Genomic DNA, 26,826 nt, shown 5'->3' with positions numbered 1-26,826 from the left:
AAAAGCAGGACTCCGATTTGCCGTGGTTACCGTGATCGAGGCGACGGTGGCAATCCTCGTTGTTTCAATCGGTCCGCACGCCGACGCGGGCTCCCGGGACGTGGTTAGGATTCCGGAAGAAAATGACTCAATGCCGGGAGTTTAGTCGGGCGGCTTTGCGGTAACTTGAATCGTCGTCGTCGAGCTCCCGTTCGCGGCGCGCCTCCCTCCCCCACACACCTACCCCGACCATGCGCTCTCCTCGAACGCTCTTCTCGCGCGGCCTCGTTTGGCCGTTCGCCTGTCTCGCCGTCCGTCTCTTTTGGGTTGGCCTCGCCGCCGTGATCGCCACGTCCGCGACGGCGCAGCCCGCCGGCACCGGCACGATCCGCGGCCGCGTGCAGAATGCCACCAATGGCGCGTTCATGGAAAACGTGGTCGTCAACATCGCCGGCACCTCGCGCCAGGTGCGCACGAACGCCTACGGCAACTTCGTGCTCGAAGGCGTGCCCGCCGGCGAAGTCACGCTGCGCGCCAGCTACGTCGGCGAGCCGGATCAAACCGCGAGCGTCACCGTGCCCGCGGGTGGCGAAGCCGCGCAGAACTTCACGTTTCGCCGCTCGACCACACACAAAACCACCGAGGACGGCGCCGTGATTCTCGACCCGTTCGTGATCAATGCCGAGCGCTACCGCAACGCCCGCGCGATCGCGACCGCCGAGGAACGACTCTCGATCAACATCAAGAACGTCGTGTCCGTCGACCAGTTCGGCTACATCCCGAGCGGCAATGTCGGCGAGTTCGTGAAGTTCATGCCCGGCGTCCAGATCGATTACGGTTCCAGCAACGGCAACAACCAGGGCTATTCGGAGAACGCCGCCAACGGCGTGTCCGTCCGCGGCTTCGGCCCCGAGGACACCGCGATCCTCATCGACGGCCTGCCGGTCTCCAGCACGCTGCCGGGCAACCTTACCCGCCAGGTCGGACTCGACCAGCTCTCGATCAACAACGCCTCGCGTGTCGAGCTCATCAAGGTCGCCACGCCCGACATGCCCGCCAACTCCATCGGCGGCCAGGTCAACCTCGTCACGCGCAACGCCTTCGAGTATCCTAAACCCACCTACAGCGGACGGCTGTTCTTTAACTTTAATTCGCTCAAGCCCGACCTGAAGAAGACCCCCGGCCCGACCAACAAGGACACGTTCAAGACCACGCCGGGCGTCGATTTCACCGTGACCTATCCGCTCAGCGACACGCTCGGCGTCTCCTTCACCGCCTACTGGGCGCAGGAGTTCAACCAGAACTACCGCGGACGCCCGTATTGGAATAACGACTACGCCTCCAACTACCGCAATGGCGCCGTCACCAACAGCGCCGGCGAAGCCAGCTCGATGGCCAATCCGGTCGTCACGCGCGTCCAGGTCACCGATCAGGGCGACTTCGTGGAACGCCGGTCCGGCAACTTCAAGGTCGACTGGCGCCCCACGCCCAACCAGCTCCTGCGCGCCAACGTCCAATACAGCACCTACACCGCGGACGAGGCCCAGCGTCGGCTCGATTTCCGCCCCAACATTGCCAACGGCATCGAGTGGGGCCCCGATCGCGTCGTCGGCGGCGCCGCGAACAGCACCACCGCGATGACCGTCACGACGCGCGATCGCGACGGCGACACGCTTAGCGCGCAGCTGCAATATGAGCTCGACGTGGCCGGCTTCCGCTTCACCGCCGCCGGCAGCATTTCGGAATCGAAGAGCGATTTCCGCGACGAGGAGAATGGCCACTTTTCCGAAATCGCCCTCAACCTGAACCCCGGCCGCGTCGCCCTCTACGATCTGCGCGATGGCCTGCCCGGCCGCGTCGAGACGTTCACGCGCGGCGCGAACAGCGCGCCCGTCGACTACCGCCAGTTGAGCAACTGGGTGTTCGACGGCACCACCGCCAAATCCGGCCAGTCGCACAATGAACGCACGATCAGCCTCTACAAGTTCGACGTCGAACGTCCGCTCGATTTCATCCCGTTCCTCGGCTCCAACACGCTTTCCGTCCAGGCCGGCTTCCGCCACGACGAGGACGAAAACGTGAAGTCCGGCCGCGGCACCGGCTACCGGCAGATCCTGCGTCCGGGCGCCGCCTACGCGCCGGGCGACATTCTCGACGACGATTATGTCGGTCAATCGCCGGGCTTCGGCCTCGCGTCGCAGCAGTGGGGCTCCACCTACAAGCTCTACGAAATCAACCGCGAGCGAGATATCTTCTACGTTCCCGACTTCGACGAGGAAACCAACACGCGCGTCGAGAACTACAACAGCTACGTCGGCCAGCAGAAGGACCTGAAGGAATCCGTCGACGCCTGGTATGGCATGCTCAACGGCGCGTTCTTCAATAACCGCCTCTCGTTCGTCGCGGGCCTGCGTCAGGAAACCAAGCGCCTCGTCGGCCGCAGTCCGTTCACCGACAGCAAATGGGACTACGTCCGCAACCCGGACGGCACGCTCTACACCGACGCCGCGAATCCCAACGGCCTCCAGACCAGCGCCGGCAACGGCTCCGTGTTGAACGGCGTCTTGATCACGCCCCCCACGAATCGTCCGCTCTATGCCGACACGCCCGCCGGCGAGGCGCTTCGCCAGTCGTTGCGCTCGCAGGGAATCTCGTTTCCCGATGTGCCCTACGGTTCGCCCACCGGCAATGGCGTGCGCGATCTGCGCGCGCGCGAGCTGCAGTATCAACCGCTCCGCGCCGTGAACCAGAAGAGCAAGGGCGACCCGTCCTACAGCTTCAGCACGGTCTACCGCCTCACGAAGAAGATCGACCTCAAGGCCGCCTACTCGCGCTCCTTCAAGTTGCCCAAGCTCGAAGCCGGCGCCGCCGGCGGCGTCATCTCCGGCACCAACAACTTCACGATCGAAGAATACACCGACGCGCAATCCCAGTCGAACCAGGGAGCGCTGGGCCAGATCACCGTCGCCAATCCCGGCGTAAAACCCGAAACCTCCAACAATCTCGACTTCGAGGTGTCCTACCACACCGACAGCGGCGGCAAGCTCTCGGTCGCCTACTGGACGAAGGACATCACCGACCAGATCATGAATTATACGACGTATTCCAACACGCCGACTTTCGCCGCCGTCCTGAATGCGATCGGACTCGATCCCGCGAGCTACGAGGACTGGCGCGTCGTCACATCCACCAACAGCGGCGCCACCCAGAAGCCGTCCGGCTGGGAATTCGAGATTCGCCAGGACCTCGGCTTCCTCGGCGAATGGGGCCGGCGCTTTTCCGGCTTTGTCAGCTATTCCATCAACGAACTCCCGGATCCGCTAGCACCCGTGCCCTACACGATCACCACGCCTTCCGGCGGCGAGGTCACGCTCACGCCGACGGTCGACACGATCGATGTCCGCGCCAACCAGTTCGGCGCCGCCGGCCTGCAATACGCCGGGAAACGCCTCGTCGTCCAGTTCCGCGGCACCTATCGCAACGAGAACCAGGACCCGAACTCCAACCCGATCGACCTTGGTGACGGCAATTTCCTCCGCCGTATCCAACCGGCCGAGACACGCATCGATGTCAACGTGAGCTACCTGCTCACGAAAAACTTCAGCCTGTTCCTCAGCGGTCGCGACGTCTTCAAGGGCGAGCGCGACGTCGTCTGGCGCGACGACCACGGTTCCGAGGTCGCCGATTTCGCGAGTCTTTTCGACCGCAAGAAGTTTGGCGTTTCGTGGACGGTCGGCATCGCCGCGACCCTCTGAACGCCCCCACTTCGCTCCTTTTCATGCGCCGAATCCCCTCCCTGCTCCGGGTTTCCCTCCTAATAACCCTCGCGCTCGGCGCGGCCCTGCACGCGGGCCCGCCCAGCGCCACCCTGCTCGCGCGGGCCGAAAAGATCGTTGCGCGGCTGGCCTTGCCCGACGAAGCGAAAGCCCGCCGCGTGCGGGATCTCGTCGCCGCGCAATACCAGTCGCTCAGCGAACTTCACGCTCAACGCGACGCGCGACTCAGGACGGCGGGGGACGACAAGGCACAGATCGAGGCGATTCACGCCGAGATCGGCGCCGCGCAGAATCGGCTTTTGGCCGACTACCTCGCGGCGCTTTCGCAGGAGCTCACGCCCGCGCAAATCGACCAGATCAAGGACGGCATGACCTACAGCGTCGTGCCCAAGACCTATCGCGCCTACCTTGAGATGCTCCCGGAGCTCACCGCCGCCCAGAAGGAACAGATCCACGCGTGGCTGATCGAGGCCCGCGAGCGCGCGCTCACCGCCGGCACCTCCGAGGAGAAACACCGCTGGTTCGGCAAATACAAGGGCCGTATCACCAATTATCTCGCCGCCGCCGGCTACGACCTCAAAGCCGCCGAGAAAGCCTGGCTCGCCCGCTCACGCTAGCCTCCCGCCTTCACCCGCTCTTCCGATCTCATGCGCTCCTTTTCCCAACTGCTCCGCCTCCTGCCGCTTCCCGCCCTGCTCGCGACGGGATTTGCCCAGGGTTATCCCAAGGTCCCGGGTCCGCTCCAGGCCGAGGCCAACGCCCGCCACGCCGCGGCCGATCGCCGCTCCGACGAAATCTTCGAGCGCGTTCGCCCCGAGATCGAGGCCTGGGCCGCCAAGGGCAAGCCGTATCTCCCCGGCGCCGCCGAACCGGGCGACCTGCCGCGGGCGAAAATCCCCGCGTTTCCCGGCGCCTGGGGCGGCGGCATGTATTCCTTCGGCGGTCGTGGCGGCAAAATTTACGTCGTCAGCAATCTCGACGACTCCGGTCCCGGCAGCTTTCGCGCCGCCTGCGAAGCCGCCGGTCCGCGCATCGTGATCTTCAACGTCGCCGGCATCGTCCGTCTGAAAGAGCGCATCCGCATTCGGGCGCCCTACATCACGATCGCCGGCAGCACCGCGCCGGGCGACGGCGTGTGCATCGCCGGCAACACCGTCGAGCTGGAGACGCACGATGTCGTCATCCGCCACCTGCGTTTCCGCCGCGGGTCGACCGATGTCACCGAGCGCAACGACTCCCTCGGCGGCAACCCGGTCGGCAACATCATGATCGACCACGTATCCGCTTCGTGGGGACTCGACGAAAACATGTCGATGTATCGCCACATGTATCAGCCGCCCGAGGGCGGCAAGGAACTGAAGCTCCCGACGGTCAACATCACCATCCAGCACTCCATCTTCTCCGAGGCGCTCAACACCTACCACCACGCGTTCGGCTCCACCATCGGCGGACTGAACAGCACGTTTCATCACAACCTCTGGGCCTGCAACACGGGGCGCAACCCCAGCGTCGGCATGTATGGCGACTTCACGTTCGCCAACAACGTCCTCTTCAACTGGCGCCACCGCACCATCGACGGCGGCGATCACCGCAGCTTTTTCAACATCATCAACAACTACCTCAAACCCGGTCCCGGCACCCCCGACAGCGACGTCCGCCACCGCCTCCTCAAGCCGGAATCCGAACGCAGCCGCACCGTCATCGACAACTTCGGCCGCGCCTACGTCGCCGGCAACATGGTCGAGGGCAACGACCGCGTGACCCGCGACAACTGGGACGGCGGCGTCCAGCCCGATATCCGAAATTCCGATACCAAGACCATCCTCGCGCGGATCCGCTCCGCCGCACCGTTTCCGCACGCCCCGCTGCCGATCGAATCCGCCGTCGCCGCTTACGAAACCGTCCTCGCCAACGCCGGTGCGACGCTCCCCCGCCGCGATGCCGTCGACGCCCGCGTGACGAGCATGGTCCGCACCGGCCAGGTCGCCGAGGCCCGGCCCAGCGCCGCCGATTCCGAGAAGGCCGCCGCCGTCGGTTACGCGCCGAAATGGGTCAACGAACTCGCGGACCTTGTCGGCAAGGGTTTCATCACCAATCCCGAACAGGTCGGCGGCTACCCGGATTATCGCGGCGAACCCTACGCCGACGCCGACGGCGATGGCCTCCCCGACGACTGGGAATCCCGCCACGGCTTGAATCCGCACGACGCGGCCGACGCCAGCGCCGACCTCAACGGCGACGGCTATACGAACATCGAAGATTTCATTAACGGCCTCGATCCGCGCGCTCCGAAGATCGACTGGACCAATCTGAAGAACAACGTCGACCGCCGCAACCGCACCTGACGGTCGACGGCGGATCGCGATCGCGTTTCGGAATCGTCGTCGGCGCACGGCCACGCGCGCCGGTCGCAGCCCTCCGCCATGGGGCTTTCCCCGGGATCCTGAATTAGGATCGCGGCAGTCATTCGTCTTCGCGCGGGAAGATTCCGGCTCCGTCGGCTGCTAGAGTCAGCGCATCACCCGGCACGGGCCTTGCCCGTCGTCGTCCCCCTGTCGCCGCGGGCCCCTTCTCCAGCGCCCGGATCCGTTGCGTCCAACGCAAGCCTACTCCCCACCCATGCGACCCAACCTTTCCTCCACCGCTGGCGCTGCCCGTCGGCCTTTCCGTATCCGGCATTCTTGGACGTCGGCCTTTCTCCGCCTTTCCGCCGCGCTGATCTTCGTCCTCGTCGCGTTGCCCGCCGGTATCGCCCAGACCGCCGCCACCGGCACGGTCGAAGGCCGCGTGCAGAACGCTACCAACGGCCTCTATGTCGAGCACGCCCGGATTCGCGTCGCGGGCACTTCGCGCCAGACGTTCACCAACGCCGCCGGCGAATACCGGCTCAGCGTTCCCGCGGGCGACGTCACCCTCGAGGTCTTCTTCACCGGTCTCGCGCAGCGTCAGGTGCGCGTCACCGTCGCCGCCGGCGAAGTGGTGCGGCAGGATCTTGCGCTTTCTCGCGGCGAAAGCAGCGCGAGCGATTCCGTCGTGGAGCTCGATCCCTACATCGTCGCCGCCAATCGCGAATACAACGCCGCCGCGATCGCGATCAACGAGCAGCGTTTCTCCGCCAACAAGAAGGACGTCGTGTCCACCGATGCCTTTGGCGAGATCAGCCAGGGTAACATCGGCGAGTTCGTGAAGCACATTCCCGGGATCAGCTTCGAGCTCAAGGACGGCAACAATCTCTCCGGCATCATGGTGCGCGGCTTCAACTCGAACTACACCAACGTCACCTTCAACGGCGCGCAGCTTGCCAGCGCCGCCCTCTCCAACACGCAGAACCACACGCGCCAGTTCGTCCTCGAGCAGGCCAACATCAACAACATCGCGCGCATCGAGGTGGTGAAGCTTCCCACGCCCGACATGGCCGCCAACCTCCTCGGCGGCGCGGTGAATTTCATCAACCGCAGCGCGTTCGAAAGCCCGCGTCGGCAGATCACCGCCGTCGCCTACGTGTCCGCCAACGAAAAGGAGTTTGACCTTGGAAAGACGCCCGGCCCGGGTCGCGAGGAGACCCACAAGATTCGCCCGTCCTTCCGCTTCACCTATCTCGAACCCATCAGCGACAAGCTTGGCTTCACCCTCTCCGGCGCGACACAAAGCCAGTGTTATCTCCAGAATCGCGCCGTCGTCGGCCGCCGCTACAGCGGCTCGGGCGCCAGCGTCGAGAATCCGCAGGCCACGAACGTCAACACCACGGCCGGCGGCAATCTGCAGACGTCCAATTCCCTCGCGATGAAGGTCGACTGGAAGCCGCTCGAACATCACGTCCTGTCGTTCTCCGGCGAGGCCAACGAATTCAAGCAGATGCAGGGCAGCCGCACGCTCAACCACAGCGTCGGCAACGGCGTGCCAGTTTCCTGGGGCGAGAATTTCATCAACGGATCCACCGGCGCGTCCGGCACCGGCAACACGAGCCTCGGCAACGCGTTTCAACATCGTCACGGCCGCACCCGCACCGCGATCGCCCAATGGGAGTTCGACCGCGATATCTGGAAGGCCGACCTCTCCGCCAGCTACTCGCACTCGGCCAGCAACTCGCGCGATATGTCCAAAGGGTTCTTTCGCGGCGTGAGTTCGACCCTTCGTGGCGTCAAGACCGTCAATCTCGCCGACATCGACAACAGCAACGGCTCTTTCGGCACCGCGACCGTCCTCGATGCCGCCGGTAACCCCGTCGAATACGGCCACCTTTCCAGCTACAATCTGACCACCGTGCAGGGCGAGCCGCAGTCGGCTGAGGACACCGTCACCGATTTCCACGGTCGGGTCAGCCGCGACTTCGACCTCCCGCACAACCTCCCGCTCCGGATCACGCTCGGCGGTTCCACGATCAAGATGGAGCGCGAAATCGACTACTCCGTCGCCGCCTACAGCTTCGTCGGCGCCGACGGCATTCCCGACAGCGGCGACGAAAGCCTCGGCTCGTTCGTCGACCCGCGTTACTCCGGCACGAGTCCCGGCTTCGGCCGGCCCGGCATCCAGTGGCCGAGCCCCTATCTCATCTACAACGTGTTCGAGTCGAGCCCGGGGCAGTTCATCCGCACGCCGCGGCAGCAGGGCGACACGATCCGCAACCACGCCACGCGCTCGCCGCGAGTCTATGAGCGCGTCAACGCGGGGTTCATCATGGCGGACACGAAGCTTTTCAACCGCACGCGCGTCGTCGCCGGCGTCCGCTACGAGCAAACCCAGAACTGGGGCTGGGGCTTCCGGCAGGACGGCAGCGCGGTGTATCAGCGCGACGCCGCCGGCAACTTGATCAAGGTGAACGGCCAGTTTATCCGCAAACCCGAGGCCGGCACCTCAGGTTCGGGTCAGGAAGCGGCTCTCGTCTACCATTATCGCGGCCAGTATAACGAACGCGAATACGACGACTTTTTCCCGAGCATCCACACGACCACGGAGCTGCTGCCGAACCTGCAGCTCCGCGTCGCCTACGCGCAGACGATCGGCCGCCCTCGCATCGTCGACATCGTCCCGAATCTCTCGGTCTCCGACAACGTCGGCTTCGATCCCAACGTCGGGGGCTCGGTCCCCGGCTACATCAACTCGGGCAACACCACGCTTAAGCCGTGGAACGGGAAAAACTACGACTACGCCCTCGAATACTACCTGCCCAACAACGGCAGCATCGTCTTCAACTATTTCCGGAAGGACATCTCGGACTTCTTCGGCAACCAGTCTCGCCTCGCGGACGCCGCCCTGCTCGAGGAGCTGGGTCTGCCCGAGTCGTATCTCGGCTATCAATACAGCACACGGATCAACGTCGGCGACGCCCGCATCGAGGGCTGGGAAGCCGCCGTCGTCTTTCCGCTCGCCAACCTCCCCCAGCTCGGAAACTGGGCGAAGCACTTCACGCTCCGCGGCAATATCACGCACCTCGAGCTCAGCGGCTCCCGGGTCGGCCCCGGCGACTTCGGCAACTACGTGCCGCGCATGCGCAACTTCAGCATCGGCTACGCCGACCGCCGGTTCACCGCCAACCTGCTCTTCAATTACAAAGGCAGGATGCTGCGCGACGACAGCGACTGGTTCGAGGGCGCCAACGAATACGTGCGCAGCCGGCTGCAGGTCGACGCCGACGTGAGCTGGCAGTTTCACCGGAACTTCTCGCTCTTCGCCGCCGCGCGAAATCTCACCAACGAACCGGAAGTCTGGGAGGTCAGCGGACCGGTCGCTCCGGCCTACGCCGCGCTCACGAGCTACAGCGACTTCGGCGCCCAATACTCGTTCGGCATCAAGGCGACTTTCTGAGTGCAGAGCGACGGGCACGGCGGGTCGGTTTGACCGGCCCGCCGTCCTTATCGCTGCAAGGTCGCGATGGCTTCCCCTACTGCGTCCGGCTCGCGCAACGCTCCCACCGGCAACGCGGCATCGGCTTTGAAAACGCGCATCGTGTCCGGCGACTCGAGCGTGGTGCGACGTTCGTCCCGCGCCGTCGCCGAGTCATCGAGCCCGAGTTTCGCCGCAAGAAAACGATACATCGCCGCCCGTTTCGACGGTCCGTAATCGTGTCCTTCATTCGCCAGGTGCACGTTCTCCACCTGCCCCTGCGCCGCGAACAGGCCGTAGATCCGCTGACAAAATGGAAACTCGACCTCCGGCGTGAACTTCGTCCAATCGCCGCCATCCGAAATCAGCAACATCGGTCGCGGCGCCGCCAGCGCGGCAATCATCGCGTTGCTCGCAAACACCTCCGTGGACCGGTGAATCGGCCGGCCGCTCTCGCACGGGCAGCCGCCGAAGAAATACGACGACGCCATGACCACCGGCACGCTGACTTTCACGCGCTCATCCAGCGCCGTAAGCAGAAACGCCTGCGTCCCGCCGCCCGACTCGCCCGTCACCGCGATTCGCGCCGGATCGACGTCCGCGCGCTCGCTGAGAAAATCCACCGCTCGCAACGCGTTCCAGAGCTGCACGGCCATCGCCAGCGGCCGCCTGTGCGCGTCGGCACCGAACTGCACGAGCGAATCGCCGTAGCCGAACATATCGAGCGTCAGCACCACCGCGCCCATCCGCGCAAGCGTGGCCGCGCGTTGTTGTACCGCTTCGCCGAACCGTCCGTGACGTGCCCATTCCTCCGCGTTTCGCGCCGGACCCGTATGCCCGTGGGTGGTCAACACCGCCGGCCGCCGTCCCGCGTCTCCAAGCGGTAGATACAGGTTTCCGCATGCAAACACGCCCGGCGCCGTCTCCAGCCGGACGTTCTCCACGCTGTAGCCATCATGGGTGCGTCGCTCGCCGATCGCGGGATGCAACGGCGTGCGTCGCGGCCACGGCGCGAGTCCCGCGCCGGCTTGGATCTGCGCGCGCACGCGCTGCGCGTAAGCCTGCCATTTTTCCGCCCGGTCGAAATGCGCCGCCGCCTCCGCCAACACCGCCGCACCCTCCTCCGGCGTCAGATAGTCACGCGAGCAAAGCGCCAGACCTTCCGCCGGCAGCGGCGGCAGTTCCTTCGGCACCCAGTTTCCCGCCCCCCACGCCGCGGCGGGAAGTCCCAGCAACAGGCTCCATCGTTTCATGCCTTCACCTCAAAGCGATACACGCCGGAGCCAATCTCAAAGATCGCGCGGCCTTCCTCGCTGCGCAGATAGCGCACGCCCGGCCGACGCACCGCGCTTTCGCTGCCTTCGTTCACCTGGCCGACGTCATTGGCCGGCAAATACACCTGCGCGGTCGTGTTCGGCGGCACGATAACCTCCAACCGAAACACGCCGCCGTCCCGCTCCCAACGCACCGCATGCCGCCCGAACAATGATCGATGGCTCGCCTCCACCCAGGTGAGCTCCGGGATCGGATGCGGTTTGACGATCATGCGCTTGAAACCCGGCGATTCCGGATCCGGCGCCAGCCCGGCGAGGTCCGCGTAAAACCACTCCATGATCTGCCCGAGAAAGAAATGATTCTGCGAGGCGCCGCGCTGCGCGCTCCACGATTCCGCCAGCGCCGTATTGCCGAGTTTCAACTGATACGCATAACCCGGAAACTCGGGATCGGTCGCGAGCCGGTAGACCCACTCCGCAGCTCCGCCCTCGGTGAGTGCGCGCAGCAGATAACCGTAGCCCACCGCTCCCGCGGTCGCATAGCCACGCCGTTCGATGTCGCTCACCAGCGCCGAGAACACGCGCCCCCGCTGCGACTCTTCCACGAGCCCCATCGCCAGCGGCACCGCGAGCGAGGTGTGCGATCCCGAGCCGTAGATCTCCATGCTTTCCGGCCGGAAGAACGCGCGATTGAACCCGCTCCGAATCTCTTCCGCGCGCCGGCGATAATCCGCCGCCTCCTCCGGCTTGCCCAACACCTCCGCCGCGCGCGCGAGGGTTGTCGCGTCCAGATAACGATGCGCGGTCGCGGTCAGCGCCGGCGGCGTCAGATAGGCGCGCCCGGGCTTCCCCGGAATCTGATCATACCAATCGCCCAGCCCATCCTGAAGCGGGCCGCCGGCGGCCCGCGTCTCCAGCCAGGCAAAATAGCGTTTCATCCCTTCGTAATTCTCCCGGAGCGGTTCCGTGTCTCCGGAAAACAAATACTGTTGCCACGGCACGAGAATGAACGAGGCGCCCCACTCCGCCGCCGTGCGGAACGTGCCTTTGAACACCGTGTATTCCGGCGCGATGTTCGGGATGAGTCCGTCCGGCTGCTGTGCGTCAGCCATGTCGCGCGCCGTTTTCGCCATGAGCCGGTTGACATCCCATTCGTAACGCAGCGCAGGGCCGTTGAGGTGCACCTGCTCGAGCCAGCCGAGTTTCTCGCGGTGCGGACAATCGGTGAGGATCGACATCAGGTTCGAGCGCTGCGCCCAGCGGATCAGCTCGCGAATCCGGCCCAGCGTCGGATCCGATGCCGCAAACTCCCCGACCGCCTCCGCCGCCGAGTGCGCGATCACCATTTCCACGTCCGCCAGTGCCGGTCGCGGCCCGCGCTCCGTCGCCGGTTGGAGTTCCACGTAAAGATAGCGCGAGCCGAGATAATAGAACTGGGGAAACCACGTCTCCTCGTCGTCGGTCCCCTTCGTATATTCCCACCAGGCGCTGCCGCGATGCGCACCGCCCATCGTGCCCCGATCGATCGTGCCGTCGTCGTTCACGACTTCGCCGCCGGTCAGCCGCACGACGGAGCCTTTCGGTCCGCGCACGCGAATCCGCGGCATGAACGACGCATTCTGGCCGAAATCGACGAGTTGAACGCCGGGCGCGAGGTCGCGCACCGCGACCGCCCGCCGCACTTCGATCGGCATCACCGGCTCGGCCGCACGCGTCATTCCACGCAGCCGGCCGAGATTGTCGTTCATCACTACGGCGTTCGCCCAGGACGCATCGTCGAAACCCACCCGCTGCCAGCCTTCCGGTATCCGCCGTGCATCGAAATCCTCGCCGCCATAAATGCTGGAGAACGTGATCGGGCCGGCGTGCACCTTCCAGCGATCGTTCGTCGTCACGTCCTCGGTCGTGCCATCCGCATATTCTAGGCGCACCTGCACGATCGCGCGCTGCAAGCCGAACGAGCCGACAAATTTCGCGAAACGCCCGGGCGGCCGCACGACGTGATACATCCCGTTGCCCAGCGAAAGCCCGATCGCGTTGCGCCCCGGCTCCAGCAGCGCGGTCACGTCGCGCGTGTCGTAAAGAATCGTCTTCCGATAATCCGTCCAACCCGGCGCCAGCACGTCACGACCGCTTTTCTCGCCATTCAGAAAAAGCTCATAGTGGCCCAGCCCGCTCACGTGCGCGATGGCGCGAACAAGTCCGGTTTTCACCGCAAACTCGGTGCGCAGAAGGAGGTTCTCGACGCGCTCCTCCGAACCGATCCACGTCGCGCGCCAGTCTTCCGAACGCAGGATTCCCATCGTCCACTCCGCCGGCTCGCTCCACGCCGTCACGTTCCCGACTTCGTCCCACGCGCGCACTTTCCAGAACACGCGCTGCGTCGAGGTCAGCGCGCGACCGTCGTAAGGCACAAAGGTCGTTCGATCCGATTCCACGCGCCCGCTATCCCACAGATCGCCGTGTCCTTCCGCCAACCGCGCCGCGGTCGAGGCGACGATCGCCTGCCACGCCGTCTGGCGCGCGCCGCGCACGTCGGACTCGAGTTGCCAGAATAATCGCGGACGCGCCACGTCGACGCCGAGCGGCTTGCGCGCGAGCTCGCATTTCAAGTTCACCACCCGCATCTCCGCCCCCGCGCTCGTCACGAACAGCGCGAACAGCAGGACGCGTCCGCACGTGCCGCGAACTATGTCTGCGAGTCTCCGCACGCGAACTCCTCCGTCAGAGTTTCGCCGGATCGAGCACCACGTGTTTGATCCGCCGCCGGTCCCATGTGTAGGTGATGTGCACGCGACCGTCGCGCGTTTGAATCACCGCCGGATACGCATAGCCGGCCTTGTTCGGTTCCGTCTCGAGCGTGAGCACGCGCTGCCACGCAAGGCCATCCTGCGAGATCGCCACATCGAGCGGCCAGCGGTTGCCCTTCGCCTCAAACGCGCGATGCCCGGAATGATTGTAGACGAGGAGCTGCCGGCCATCCGCGAGCGTGACCGCATCCGTGCCGGAATTCGGATTCGGCAGATCGATCGCCGTCAACGCACTCCACGTCCGGCCCTGGTCTTTGGACCACGTCTGCGCCACCACGCCCTGCTTCGTGCGCATCAGCGCCTGCAGCTGTCCGTCGGGATGGAACAACACGCTGGGCTGGATCGCGTCGAAGCCCGGGCCTTTCGGCGGCTGCGCGCTGCGGGTCCAGGTTTTTCCCCGATCGTGCGAGAGCTCGAAATGCGCGCGCCAGCCGTCCGGATTTCCTTCGGTGCTCGAGGGCGAAAGCCACGTGCCGTCGGCGAGTACGACCGGCTTGTTCTTGATCGGGCCGAGAATCCCGTCCGGCAACCGCCGCGCCGCGCTCCAGGTTTTCCCGCCGTCACCGGAGGTTTTCACCATGCCCCACCATTTGCTCGGCGACGGGCCCACTTTATAAAACAGCACCAGCGGTCCGCCCTCAGGCGCAAACAACACCGGATTCCACGTCGGCTCGCGATGGCCGTCGTCCTGCACGCCGTTCGCGACTTCGACCGCCTCGGTCCACCTCCCCTGCTCGTGTCGCGACACCCAGATGCCGACGTCCGGCGCGCGTTCGTGCGTGCCGCCAAACCACGCCGCGACGAGATCGCCGGACGCCGTCTCGACGATCGTCGAGGCGTGACACGACGGATACGGCGCCGTTTCGAAAATGAACTCGGTCTTGAGCACCGCCGGATGCGACGGCGCCGCGACCGCCGTCGTCCATCCGAGCAGGGAGAGAAGCAAAAACGTCAGAGGTTTCTTCATAAATTCAGGAGCCAAGCTCGCGGAGAAGTTGCAGCATGAACTCGCGCGGGACGGCGACAATGCAGCCGTGACGCGCGTCCGCCGGAAAGCTCACGCGCTCGCTCACATCCTCCCACTTCCGCAAATCGTGCGAGCGCACGAGGCCGATCGCGTTCAGCATGTGCTTGTCGAAATAGACGCGATATTCGTCGCCCACCTTGATCGCGCTCGGCCCTTCCGCCCAATACTCGCCGGTCAGCGGCGGCGACGGCTCGCCCCACGGGCCTTCGGCGGTTTCTCCCCGCACGAGGCGGATATTCTTCTCGGTTTCCGGCTGCACGGTCTCGTTCTTCACGAACATGAGCCAGCGTCCGTCGTCGTCGCGCAGCAGGTTCGCATCGATGACGTTGTATCCACCATCGTAGAACAGCCGCGTCGGCGTGAAGGTCTCGAAGTCCTTTGTCGTGGTTGCGTAGATCCGGTGATTCCGCTCGGGGCGCTTGTTCGACAGCGCCGTCTCCGGAAAACGACCGAGGATTGTCGTCGACCAGAAGATCAAAAAATGGCCGCGGCGATCGTCCCACATCAGTTCCGGCGCCCAACAGTTCTGGGCGTCCGGTTCATGCGCCATGACCGGCAGCGTCTTCTGCGGCGACCAGTGCACGAGGTCGCGGGACGACGCGTAGCCGATCGTCCTGCCCGTCCAGCCGGTCGTCCACACGAGGTGAAACCGCCCGGTCGCGTCACGATAGAGCTGCGGATCGCGCATCAACCGGTGCTCGCCCGCCTCCGGCTTCAACAAACTGCGCCCGCCCGCCAGGGGCTCGAAACGATAGCCGTCCGCGCTCCACGCGAGCCGAAAACCCTCGGCCTCCCGATCGTGATGGAAATACGCGAAAAGATAACATGTCTCCGGAAGCCCCGCCGGGGTTTCGGCCGCGGTCGCGAATCGCGCACCCACCCACACGAGCAGCGCTATGCCCAAACGCCGCAGCGATCGTCGCAAAGAATTTCCGTTCATCGTTGTCTCGTTTCGCCGCTCCATCGCACCTTCGTTCGCGCCTTCGCTCAGTCCGTCGGGAGCTCCGTTTTCGCCGGCGCGCCGCTGGCGTCGAGCCGTCGCACGCGCACCGCGATGCCGGGTTTTCCAGGAAGCGTGACCTTGCGACCGTTCGCGTCGACGAACTGGTAGTTGTCGAGCTTCCGGGTCACGAACTCGCCCGGCACCGGCGTGATCGTCATCTCCCAGGTGTCGATGACTTCGACCTGATAGCGCTGCCCGTCGGCGACGCCATTCTTGTAAAGTTTGAACTCCCACTCCGTCGGCTGCTCGCGCCCGAAGTAAGTGAGGTAATAAAGACCCGGCACGCCGCCGGTGTTCACGTCCTGCCACTTGTCGATCGGATCGATGCCCTGCGGCGGACTGTCTTCGAGAATCTGGCGGAGGAACGCCAGCCGCGGCGCGCTCTCGCCGTGCAGCGTGCCGCCGAACGAGGTCCACGTGTCGGTTTCGTCGCGATAAAAATAGTCGCCGTGCCCAACGTAAGTCCCCGCCACCGTACCGCACCAGAAGCGATGCACCATTTCGCGTCCGCTGAGATTGCCCCAGCGATACTGGCTGTCGCCCTCATACTTCACCTCGTCGTAGACGACCGGCTTGTAATAGACACTTCGATACATCTCCGCGCGGCCCGGCTCCTCGACCGCCGCGCCATTCTGCATCGAGACGTGCGTCACCCACGGCTGGTTGTGGTCGTAAATGATCGAGCCGTTATGAATCGACCGCAGATGCGCGTAAGGATCTGCCGCCTGCACGATCTGAAAATAACGGTCCCAGTCCTCCGTCCGACGCGTCCGCAGAAAATCGTATTCGTTGGCGATCGACCACCACACGTTCCGAAAGGCCCCGAGCCGCGCGATCACGTAGCGCAGGTAGCGTTCGTCGCCGGCCGCATCCATCGCGTCAAAGCCCCACGGTTTGCCATAGGGATGAAAGAGAATCAGGTCGGCCTCGATGCCGAGATCGCGCAGCTGCCGCACGCGCTGCTCGTAGTGGCGGAAGTAGTCGACGTTGAAGCGCGTCGTGTCCCAATCGCGCGGCGGTTTCCCTTCGAACGGCCAGCGCGGCGGCGCGAACTTCCGGCGAAACGCGTCCTGCTGCGGCAGAATCAGCATCCGCACTTTGTTGAACGGTGCCGCCGCGAGGGTCTTCAGCGTCTGCTCCTGCACCTCCTCCGGCGCATCGGTCCAGTTGTAGATCGTCGTGCCGATCTGCTTGAACGGCGTGCCGTCGGCGTAGGCGAAATGAAAGGTGTTGTGCACGCGCACCGGCCCGTGATTCCCCGCGCGCGGCGGCGTCACCTCGAAATCGCCCGTCTTTCCCGTGAGCTCCCAACGATTGCTTTTCGTTTCATAACGCCAGCGCCCCGCCGTCTCCGGCATGAAACGCACGCGATACACGCCGTCACCATCGTAAAACCCGGCCGCTTCGAGCGTGCGCGTGCCGTTGGTGAACACCGCCGAAACCCGCACGTCGACGAAGGGATTGCCCTCGCGCGGCCCTCGCAGCGTCAGCTCGAACACGTCCCATTGCTCGATCGTCGACGCCGTTCTCGCCGTCAGCGTGACCGCCAAGCCAAAGAGCAGCACCACTCGCAGGACCAGGGTTCTCAGGTTGTTCATCGTGAAAAATCGAAACCGTTTCAGGGCGCCAAACCAGGCTGAAGGTCGTCCGCCTCCGGGAGTCCGCTGATCACGGCCTTGCCGGGGAAACGCTCACGATACTCGCGCGCCATCGCGGCGATCGACGCCGCGGAAGGACGCCCGCCCTTCCACAAGCGCAGATGCTGCCGCGGCGCCAGCGACTGTCCGCCGTTCGGCGCAAACTCCCGGCCGCTGTCGGTGCGAAACCAATACGTGAGATCGATCACGTCGACGATCGCCGCGCGCCGCGGATCCGCGAGCACCGCATCCTGCACGTCTTTCGGCGCGCTGAGCGCGATGAGGGGTCGGCGCCCGGTTTCGCGCTCCCACTCGGCCACGACGTCGAGCCAGAACTCCATGAAAGATCGCGGACCGCTGTTCTCCGCCGAGAGCGTGTGAATCACGTTGGGCTCGTCCGCGAGATTCGAGAGACATTGCCGGATGTAAGCGCGGTGCAGCGCGCGGCGAACCGGATGGTTCACATCGTAGAACTCCGTCGCCATCTTGATCGTGTCCCCCGTGAACGGCGGCGGCTCGGTGAAACCGGTGTCGTTAATGTTGTTCACCGGCCGCCACGGCGAATCCACCCAGTGCGCGCCCGACTCGATGATGTTGTGTTGAAAATACATTTCGTTGAGGAGCACCAGACCGCGCCGACGCGCTTCGCCCGCAAACGCGCGCAGCCGCTCGAAATACCACGGATTGTAGCGCGTCAGGTCGTAACGGCTCAACCCGTCCCACGCGCGGCCGCGCCCGCTCCGCGCAAACGGCTGCTCGAAGAACGGCGGCCACACCTCCGCGTCCGGCCGCCGGATCATCTGATGATCGTCGCGCCGCCGGTCATACCACAGCCCGTAATGCTGCCGCAGCAGCACCTCGCCGCGCTGCGCCAGGCGCTCCGCGACCGCCGGGATCTCGTCCGTCAGCCCGGTCCCGCTCCGCCCCGGCGCGCACCGCGTCAACGCCGGCCCGATCTCGTCCGCCCTCGCCGGCTCCAGTCGCCCGCGCCACCACGCCACCTCGGCCTGCTTCCCATGCAGCGGCCGGTCGCCGATCGTCAACACGCCGTCGCGCAGCCGCAGCGTCGTCGCGTCGAGATTCGCCGTGGAACGCTGCGGGCCGCCCAAACGTGCTCCAAAACCGGATACAACGGTTTCGAGCTGCGCTTCCGTCGCCACCGCCGGATAGCGTCGGGGCGCGAGCGCGGCGAGTGCGTCATCGCCGAGCCGCTCGCGCAACTGCGCGCGATAGAGCGACGCAGGTCGCGCGAACTCATTGACCTGACTCCAGGTGCCGTCGCCAACGAACTGAGCCCAGACGCCGACCGCCCAGTTGTTCGCACCTGGCGGACGCCGATTCACGATTACCCCCGCCGACGATCCCCAGATCACGGAATTCGCCGCGGCCCAGCCCACGCCCTGGTTGAACGTTTCGAGATTATCCAGCCGCAGCGCGCCGCCGTCGATCGTCACCGTATCGAACAACACGCCGCTCGCCCAGCTGCCGAGCGAGCCGCTGAAGCCATGCGTCTCGCGCGCCACACAGTCGAGAAACACATTCGGCCCCGCCGTCAGATAGCCGACGGTGAAATCGTTCCGCCCGGCTTCCGACAGACACCGCAGCAACAACACCTGCTCGCCGCGCGCGTGAAACGCCAGCCGGCGATAACCACCCAGTTCCGACACCGGCGCGAGCGACGCGCAATCCTGCACCGTCACGCGCGCCGCCGTTGCCGCCACCTGCACGGCCGAGCCCGCGAAACCCACCGCGGTCACATCGCTCACCCACGCGTCGCGCACCGCACTCAGAGCGATCGCATTCCACGCGTGCTGTTCGTCGAGCGGATTGGTGGCGTCGAATTCCGACTCGCAGCGCAGATTCTCCACGCCGCATTCCGCCAGATAGCCCTCGTCGGCAAATGTCGCTACCGTGGCGCCGCCGTAGCGCGCCTCGATCGCCGTCGTCAGTGGCGCATCGAATTCCAGCGTCGCTCCGTCCTTCGCAACGATCCGCCGATGCCAGATCACGTTCACCGTGTCGGGCCGCCACTGATACGGCTGACGCGCCGGCGCCTCGTGCATCCCGACTTCCTCGATCCACGCCGCCGGACTCGGACGTTCCACTTCCACCGTGTCGCCAATCTTGAAATTGTCCGCGCCCGTCACGCGCACGCGTTTCGCCCCGACGGGCACATAGTCGTCGAGCACCTTGGTCGTTCCCTGCGCATTTTGTTCGAGCGACGTCCCCGCAATTTCGACCAACGTTCGTCGCCCCGTCCCCGTGGCGACGAGCACCGTGCCGTTCTCGTCCTGGCCCGCACCGCGCAACACCACCCCGCTGGCCGCGATGTGCAGCGCGCCCGCGATTTCGAAACGCCCCGCGGTCAACTGCACCGCGCCGCGCCGTCCTTCTGGGTCCGCCGGTAATCCGGCAACGTAGTCGATCGCCGTCTGGATTCGCGCGCCGTCGTCGCCGTCCGCCGGCGCCACCTGCACGCGCACCGGCACGTCCGGCAAAGCCACGCCACCGCCGCGGTAGCCCGCGCTCGAAAAATCCGGCACGCGATTACCACGTTCGTCCGCCACATACTGCAGCGTTCCGTCGGCGCCCACCGTGACCGGCGGCGGCGATTGCCGGGCGCAGAGATTTCCCGTCAACCCCAGCAAGCCGACGAACGCCGCCGCCCGCGCCGCGTTTAGGATCTTCGACGCCGACCTCATCGCGGCAGCGTCACCGTCAATTTCCCCCAGCGCGGCGAACGCGCGAGCGTGTGGCCGTCCACCCAGACGCTCAGGCCCGCACCCCGACCGAATCGGCGCCCGTCGCGATCCCACACGATCGTCACGTCGTGGTCATGATAGCGCATGTTCTCCAGGCAAAACCACGCCCACGTGTCCGCCGGCAGCAGCGGATCCAGCTCGAGCACGTCGCCCGCACGGGGCCGCAGCCCGATCACGCCATCGATCAGCAGATCGGCGAACGTCGAGTGATGATAGAAGCGACTCCGCGGATTCGGGCCCATGATCCACTCGCCCGTTTTCTCGTCGAGATACTCGCCGATGTAGGGTCGTCCGCCATAGCGTTGCGCGCGCACATACGTCATGAACGCGTCAAAGTAATCCTGCTTCGTCACCGCGTCCTGCGGATAGTCGCGCACCACGCGCGCGAGCGCCGTCAGCGTCTGCGACGTCGCAAACGGCCACACCGCGCCGTCCCATTCGCAGGTGCGGATCCCGCGCGTGCGAAACGTAGGATCGCGGCGCTCCGCCGTCGTGATCCCGAACGGCGCCTTGAAGCCCTCCTCGTCCGTCAACTGCCGCCATGCTTCCTCGTAACCGCGTCCCTGTGGCGGCAACCCGAAATACCACGGGATGAACCCGATCTGCTCGCGCACGGGAATGCGCTCGAGCGTCTCGGTGCGCGACGTGAAGAACGTCCGCTCCGGGTCCCACAGCGTATCCACGACCAGGTGACGCAGCTTTTCGGCATCGGCGGCAAACGCCTGCGCGAGGTCGTCGCGCCCCGCCAGCCGCGCGATCGCCGCGATCGCGAGCGCGTTGCCATACATGTAGCTGCTGATCGTCGGGCGCACGTTCTTCACCTTCCGGCCGCCGCTGATCGATTCCTCCATCGCGTCCCACACGTCGTGCTGCCAGAAGAGGCCGTCGGGCCGCCGTCGCTCCGCCTCCCAGCGGCGATAGTCGGCCACGAGATCGTCGAGTCGTCCGACCAGCCGTGACGTGTCCTGCGTCACCAGCCAGCGCTGCCAGAGCGCATACGCGAGCCACTGCGAATATTTGTGGAGATGCGACTGCGGCCCGCCGTAGTGTCCACGCAACCAATACGTCACGTAATCGTCGGCGTAGTCCTGCGTCCGCAGCCAGCGCAGCTCCATCAGGTGATGTCCGAGCGCGCTGCTCACCGGCCGCGGTTTGGTAATGAATTCGGTGAACGTCCAGCAGCCGCTCGCCGGATCGCGCTTCAGATGCTTCCGCAGCGACCACCAGCGAAACCAGTAAATCTCCTCCACCTCGGCGTCGGCACAGACAAAGCGCGGCACGTTTGCCTCCAGCCACCCGGCCGCCTGCGCGTTCGGGACCGCGTTCACCACGCCTTCGTCCTCCATCGCGTTGAAGCGCGCCACGTGCTGCTCGCCCACGCTGGCCGGAACGAGACGACGCGGCGCGTCGGCGCCCTCCGCCGCGGCCGCCCCCGCGCCGCTCGCAAGCGCAAACCAGAAAAGTGCGGCACAAGCGCGGCGACGAAACGAAGCGAGGGGCATGGGGCGAAGGGGAAACATTTCAGACGACGAGGCGGCACCGAAGGTGTTCGCCCGCTCAGCTCACGCGAGCCCGCAGAAACGAGCGACGGCACTAAACCGTCGATCCTACCGCACTGCCGCTGAAGTTCTGCCCGCTGAAACAATATTTCTTTTCGGATTATAACAACCGTCCCGGCTACGTGTGCGCGAAGGGCGGTGGCGTAACGTCACCCGATCCTCGCTGCGGCCTTCCTTTGTATCTTAGGACTAATGACTAATGAAACTCTCGCGAGTGTTCGCTGCGCGCCCGCGACGACGGCTTCGTTTCCCGCTCCACTTTTTTTCGCGCGTCCGAACGGAATGGATTCCGCAGTTGCCAAGCCCTGCAACCGCGCATCTGCCTTTGCGCAGAACGGCCTCGTGGCCGCGCTTTTCCCCTCCGGTGACGCTTCGTTTCCCAGATTATCTTGTGATCGCTCTCTACGCGCTGGCGGTCGCTGTCATCGCGCTGATCTTCTCGCGACGAAAGCAGACGGCAGCGTCCTATTTTATTGCCAACCGTTCGCTGCCCGCGTGGGCCGTGGCGATGGCGATGATGGCGGCGTTGATCAGCAGCAACACGCTCGTGGGTCACCCGGCGACGGCGTATCAAAGCGGTCTCATCCTGCTGCTCGGCAGCCTCACGCTTCCCGTGGTGCTCGTCTTTGTCGCCCGCGTGATCGTGCCGTTCTATCGGCACGCCGTCGGCATGAGCGCGTATGAATACCTCGGCGCGCGTTTTGGCGTCGGCGGACGGCTGTATGCGTCGAGCTGTTTCATCGCCGACCGGCTGTTCGACGTGGGCGTGACCCTGCTCACGACCGCGGTGCCGATCTGCGTGATGACCGGCTGGGACATGCCGTCGGTGATCCTGTGGATGGCCGCGTTCACGATCGCCTACACGGTCGCCGGCGGGATGCAGGCGGTGGTCTGGACGAGCGTGATCCAGGGCGCGATCTTCGTCGGGGCCGCCGTGCTGATCGTCGGCCGGCTGGTGTTTGCTCCCGAATGCGGTCCGCCGGGCGCGGCGGTCGTCTCCGCGTGGAATGCCGGCAAGTTCTCGCTCGGCAATTTCGATTTCGATCTGCGCGCGTTCTTCGATCCCGCGGTCACGACGCAGTGGCTGTTGATCCTCGCCTACGCAGCCAACTGGGCACGGCGCTACATTGCCGACCAGCACATGGTGCAACGCTATCTGATCGCGCGCTCCGACGCCGACGCGAGTCGCGGGGCGTTGTGGAACGGCCTGCTCTGCGTCCCGGTGTGGCTCACGTTCATGCTCATCGGCGCCTGCCTCTACGGTTACTACGTGGCGAGCGGCGCCACTCCGCCGGCAGTCAGCGACGAGGTCGTGCCGCATTTCATCATTCACCACCTGCCGACGGGCATCATCGGTCTGATGCTTGCCGCCATCCTCGCTGCCTCGATGTCGTCGATCAGCCCCGATCTGAACAGTATCGGCACGGCCATTACGGCCGATCTCGTCGGCCATTTTCGCCCAGGCCTGAGCGATCGTCTGCGGCTCGTTTGCGGCCGCATCGCCGTGGCCGTCGCCGGAGCGCTCGCGATCGGCGTCGCGCTGCTGATGGCGCCGCGCGGCGGCGCCGCGACCATCATGGAACGCGCGGTGACGGTCGCCGCGATCCTCTCCGGCGGCATGCTCGGACTCTTTTTCCTCGGCTTCCTGACGCGGCGTGCCACCCGCGAGGGCTGCTACATCGGTCTGGCCGCCTGCGTGATCTTCACCACCTGGGGCACATTGACGGAGCCGAGCCGGCGCCTGCTCGACCTGGGTTTCAATTTTCCGCTCAACCCGATCCTCATCGGCCTGCTCGGCCACGTGATCGTTTTCGTCGTCGGCTACGCCGCCAGCCGCCTGCTCGGCGGCTACATCCCGCCCGACGTCGACCAACTCACCTTCCGCCGCAACCGCCTCTCCCGGCCCATCCAGAGTGTCATATAATGGATGACACTCTAAAAAGCCCTGCGATGACACCGCCCGCGTCGTTTCCTCCGGTCACCCTCCTGACTCCGCCGCGGGTGGAGTTTGGGGCCGGCTGTCTGGAGCGCGCGCTCGCCGGCCTCACCGCCGGGAAACAGCAGGCGTTGATCGTCACCACCGCCGCCGTGCATGCGCACGCCGAGCGCGCCCAGCTCGCGCTCGCGGCGGCGGGGGTTAAAGCGGCGGTGTTCGTGGAGCCGCCCGCCGAGCCCACCGTTTCCTCCTGCGAAGAGCTGCTGCGTCGCGCCCGGACGGTTGGGCCCGATCTGGTGGTCGGGCTCGGCGGCGGCAGCGTGCTCGACGCGGCCAAGCTCGTCGCCGCGCTCGCGCCGATCGCGGACCAGATCGCGCCGTTCTTCGGCTCGGGTCGACTGCCCCCACGCCGTGTCAGCTTGGTGTGCGTTCCGACGACCGCGGGCACCGGCAGCGAAGCCTCCCCGAACGCGCTTTTGTTCGACGAAACGTCGCAGACCAAAAAAGCCGTGATCGGTCCCTCACTCGTGCCGGACGCGGCGGTGCTGGATCCGGAGCTGACCGTTTCGCTGCCCGCGGCGCTCACCGGGCTGACCGGCATCGATGCGCTGTCACACTGCCTCGAGGCTTACGCGAGCCTCGCGGCGCATCCGCTGGTGGATGTCTACGCGCTTGAAGGCGTCCGGCTGATCGCCCGCCATCTCGCCGCCGCGGTCGCCGACGGCGGAGATCTCTCCGCGCGCAGTGCGGTGATGCTCGGAAGTTTTTACGGCGGATTGTGTCTTGGTCCCGTGAATACCAACGGCGTGCACGCGCTCGCCTATCCGCTCGCCGGCGAGCATCACCTGCCGCACGCCCTCTCGATTGCGCTGATGCTGCCGCACGTGGTTGCGTTCAATTGCGAGGCGTTGCCGGAACGTCACGCGGCCCTGGCCCGCGCGCTCGGCGCCCCCGGAGACAACGACGACATCACTACCGCGCGCCAATTGCCCGATCGTCTCCGCGGGCTGCTCCGGGCGTGCGCGATTCCGCAGGGGCTCGGCGCGCACGGCATCGCGCGCGACGCCCTCCCGCGACTCGCCGAGGCGGGCCTCCAAGTCACGCGTTTGCTCAAAGCCAACCCGCGCCCTGTGACTCTCGCCGACGCGCTGCACATCTACGAAGCCGCTTTCTGACATGTCCGCCTTCCTCTCGCCCGCGGGGATCATTGTCCCGCTGATCACCCCTGTCACCGCCGAGGGCCAACTCGACGAACCCGCCGCCGAGCGCCTGGTCGGGCACGTGGCCGGCGCCGGTTGCGGTTTGCTCGTGGCCGGCACGACCGGCGAAGTCGCTTCGCTGCCGTCCGCGTTGCGCGAACGCTATGTGGAAATCGCGGTGCGTATCGCCGCGAAACGCGTGCCGGTGTTTGCCTGCATCGCGCACAACTCGCTCGACGAAGCCGTCGCGCTCGGCCGCCGCCATCTCGCTCAAGGCGCCGACGCGCTCGTCGGCATGTTGCCAAATTACTTCAAACTCGAGCCCGCGGAGATGCAGCGCTACTTTGCGCTTCTCGCCGACCGGGTTGGTGGCGCGCTCTACCTCTACAACATGCCTGCCACGACCGGAATGTCGCTGCCGCTCGACGCGATCGACGCACTCGCGCGCCATCCGTCGATCGTAGGCATGAAGGACTCCGAGCCAACCGCCGGACGCCGCGAAGCCGTGGCGCAGCGTTTCGGCGGACGCGGCGATTTCGCGCTCTTCATGGGCGTTGCGGCGCACGCCGTGCCGGCGTTGAAGCTGGGCTTTCACGGCATCGTGCCCAGCTCCGGCAACTACGCGCCCGCGCTCTGGCGGGATTTGCACGCCGCCGCAAAAGTCGGCGATTGGAATCGCGCCGAGACACTGCAGACGCGCGCGCTCGCACTCGGTGCCGTATTTCAAAACGGGCGCGCCCTCGGGTCATCGCTCGCGGCGTTGAAGGCGGGCGTGTCGCGCCTTGGCATTTGCGCGCCGCATATGCTCCCGCCGCTGGCTGCGCTCGCCGCCGCCGAACAGCGCCAGGTTCACGAACAACTCAGCCAACTTTCCTGATTTCTGTCATGCGCCGCCGACCGTTCATTGTTCTCGCCGACGATCTCACCGGAGCCGCCGAGATCGCCGCCATCGCCCATCAGGCCGGGCTTCGCGCCCTCGTGCTCACCACGCCGCCCGATGGGCCGTTGAACGCCGACGTGATCGTGTGCGACACCGACACCCGCCTGCTCGCGCCTGTGACGGCCGCGCGACGCGTGCAAGCCCTCGCACGTCAACTCAACCGCCGCCCCAACGCCGGCTTCTTCAAGAAGGTCGATTCCGTCCTGCGCGGCAACGTCCTCGCGGAGATCCATGCGATGGTCGACGCCCTGAAATTGCGCCGCACGCTGCTGGTGCCGTGCAACCCGTCCCTCGGGCGCATCATCGACGAGGGCCGGTATCTTATCGCCAGCACGCCGCTGCATCGGACCGGTTTTGCCCGCGATCCGCATCACCCGCGGCGCACCTCGGACGTGCTCAAACTCCTCGGCGACGGCCGCCGGCCGCCAGACGCGGTCTGCTGCCATCCGGCCAATCGAGCGCCGGACGAAGGCGTCGTCGTCGGCGAAGCCCGCAGTCCGGCGCACGTCGATCTCTGGGCCTCACAGGTCGACGACGAAACCCTGCCCGCCGGCGGCGCGGATTTTTTCCGCATGTGGCTCGTGCATCAACGCGCGGGTCGCGCCGCGGTGCCGTCACGCGAGATCTCAGCGCGCTCCGTGCTCCTCTTGAGCGGCACCGCCACGCCGCCCGATCCGATCACGCCATTGTCCGGTCCGATCGTGTCCGTGCGCGCGCGCTCCGTCCCCTCGGTCGCCAAGCTCGCCGGCCTCGTGCAACCGAATCTGCGCACCGCCGGCGCCACATCCGTAGTCATGTCCGGCCCATTGGTGCGCAGCGGCGGCACGCCGGCCACGATCACGCGCACGTTCGCGTCGCTCGCGCGCCGCCTGCTCGCCACGGGCGCCTGCGAACATCTCATCGTCGCCGGCGGCGCGACCGCCGCTTGTGTGCTGGACACGCTGGGCTGGACGCGGCTGGAAGTGCTGCATGTCTGGGGGCCCGGCGTCGTGACACTCAAACCGGTTGGCCACGCAAACTGCGTCGTCACCCTCAAACCCGGCAGTTACCGTTGGCCGCCGGGCCTGGTGAGCCACTTCGAGCAACCCGTCGCCGCCTGAC

At 65.8% G+C, this 26,826-nt stretch carries 15 protein-coding genes; 8 read left to right on the top strand and 7 right to left on the bottom strand.

Annotation, left to right across the window (positions count from 1 at the left end; all coding sequences use genetic code 11):
• Nucleotides 1-230 precede the first annotated feature (230 nt).
• The 4 genes from AC6RV7_RS13125 to AC6RV7_RS13110 all read left to right on the top strand — a co-directional run bounded on the left by AC6RV7_RS13125 (nucleotide 231) and on the right by AC6RV7_RS13110 (nucleotide 9,560).
• Entirely contained in the window at nucleotides 231-3,734 is a 3,504-nt protein-coding gene (locus AC6RV7_RS13125; protein ID WP_500094453.1) for a TonB-dependent receptor, read from the top strand.
• 23 nt (nucleotides 3,735-3,757) lie between these two features.
• Complete coding sequence (locus AC6RV7_RS13120; RefSeq protein WP_500094452.1) at nucleotides 3,758-4,372, top strand: DUF3826 domain-containing protein; 615 nt, start codon at nucleotides 3,758-3,760, stop codon at nucleotides 4,370-4,372.
• Between the two features lie 30 nt (nucleotides 4,373-4,402).
• Nucleotides 4,403-6,100, top strand: a complete 1,698-nt coding sequence (locus AC6RV7_RS13115) for a pectate lyase family protein (protein ID WP_500094451.1) — start codon at nucleotides 4,403-4,405, stop codon at nucleotides 6,098-6,100.
• A 274-nt stretch (nucleotides 6,101-6,374) separates the two neighbouring features.
• Complete coding sequence (locus tag AC6RV7_RS13110) at nucleotides 6,375-9,560, top strand: TonB-dependent receptor (protein WP_500094450.1); 3,186 nt, start codon at nucleotides 6,375-6,377, stop codon at nucleotides 9,558-9,560.
• 47 nt (nucleotides 9,561-9,607) lie between these two features.
• Here the strand turns inward: AC6RV7_RS13110 and AC6RV7_RS13105 are convergent, their stop codons facing one another.
• The 7 genes from AC6RV7_RS13105 to AC6RV7_RS13075 are packed head-to-tail and all read right to left on the bottom strand — an operon-like array spanning nucleotide 9,608 to nucleotide 21,593.
• On the bottom strand, nucleotides 9,608-10,831 hold the full coding sequence (locus AC6RV7_RS13105; RefSeq protein WP_500094449.1) for an alpha/beta hydrolase family protein: 1,224 nt from the start codon (nucleotides 10,829-10,831) through the stop codon (nucleotides 9,608-9,610).
• Nucleotides 10,828-13,563, bottom strand: a complete 2,736-nt coding sequence (locus AC6RV7_RS13100; protein WP_500094448.1) for a family 78 glycoside hydrolase catalytic domain — start codon at nucleotides 13,561-13,563, stop codon at nucleotides 10,828-10,830. Before AC6RV7_RS13100 ends, AC6RV7_RS13105 begins: the two co-directional genes overlap by 4 nt.
• A 13-nt stretch (nucleotides 13,564-13,576) precedes the next feature.
• Entirely contained in the window at nucleotides 13,577-14,629 is a 1,053-nt protein-coding gene (locus AC6RV7_RS13095) for a sialidase family protein (RefSeq protein ID WP_500094446.1), read from the bottom strand.
• A gap of 4 nt (nucleotides 14,630-14,633) precedes the next feature.
• Entirely contained in the window at nucleotides 14,634-15,629 is a 996-nt protein-coding gene (locus tag AC6RV7_RS13090) for a glycoside hydrolase family 43 protein (protein WP_500094444.1), read from the bottom strand.
• 47 nt (nucleotides 15,630-15,676) lie between these two features.
• The gene (locus AC6RV7_RS13085; RefSeq protein ID WP_500094443.1) at nucleotides 15,677-17,290 is read right to left on the bottom strand and encodes a DUF5060 domain-containing protein; all 1,614 of its coding nucleotides are present in this window, start codon (nucleotides 17,288-17,290) and stop codon (nucleotides 15,677-15,679) included.
• A 20-nt stretch (nucleotides 17,291-17,310) separates the two neighbouring features.
• Nucleotides 17,311-20,031, bottom strand: coding sequence for a DUF6298 domain-containing protein (locus tag AC6RV7_RS13080; protein WP_500094442.1), 2,721 nt, complete (start codon nucleotides 20,029-20,031; stop codon nucleotides 17,311-17,313).
• On the bottom strand, nucleotides 20,028-21,593 hold the full coding sequence (locus tag AC6RV7_RS13075; protein WP_500094441.1) for an MGH1-like glycoside hydrolase domain-containing protein: 1,566 nt from the start codon (nucleotides 21,591-21,593) through the stop codon (nucleotides 20,028-20,030). Before AC6RV7_RS13075 ends, AC6RV7_RS13080 begins: the two co-directional genes overlap by 4 nt.
• A 448-nt stretch (nucleotides 21,594-22,041) precedes the next feature.
• Here AC6RV7_RS13075 and AC6RV7_RS13070 point away from each other — a divergent pair, with 448 nt between their 5' ends.
• The 4 genes from AC6RV7_RS13070 to AC6RV7_RS13055 are packed head-to-tail and all read left to right on the top strand — an operon-like array spanning nucleotide 22,042 to nucleotide 26,825.
• On the top strand, nucleotides 22,042-23,574 hold the full coding sequence (locus tag AC6RV7_RS13070; RefSeq protein WP_500094440.1) for a sodium:solute symporter family transporter: 1,533 nt from the start codon (nucleotides 22,042-22,044) through the stop codon (nucleotides 23,572-23,574).
• A 26-nt stretch (nucleotides 23,575-23,600) separates the two neighbouring features.
• Complete coding sequence (locus AC6RV7_RS13065) at nucleotides 23,601-24,761, top strand: iron-containing alcohol dehydrogenase (RefSeq protein ID WP_500094439.1); 1,161 nt, start codon at nucleotides 23,601-23,603, stop codon at nucleotides 24,759-24,761.
• A 1-nt stretch (nucleotide 24,762) separates the two neighbouring features.
• Nucleotides 24,763-25,662: a dihydrodipicolinate synthase family protein gene (locus tag AC6RV7_RS13060; protein ID WP_500094438.1), complete on the top strand. Its 900-nt coding sequence runs from the start codon at nucleotides 24,763-24,765 to the stop codon at nucleotides 25,660-25,662.
• 8 nt (nucleotides 25,663-25,670) lie between these two features.
• Entirely contained in the window at nucleotides 25,671-26,825 is a 1,155-nt protein-coding gene (locus AC6RV7_RS13055; protein WP_500094437.1) for a four-carbon acid sugar kinase family protein, read from the top strand.
• Nucleotide 26,826: the final 1 nt, after the last annotated feature.

The sequence above is a fragment of the Opitutus sp. sgz309028 genome, from assembly GCF_059821195.1.
The sequence above is the reverse complement of the archived record's forward strand: the minus strand, read 5'-3'. Positions and strand labels throughout refer to the sequence as shown.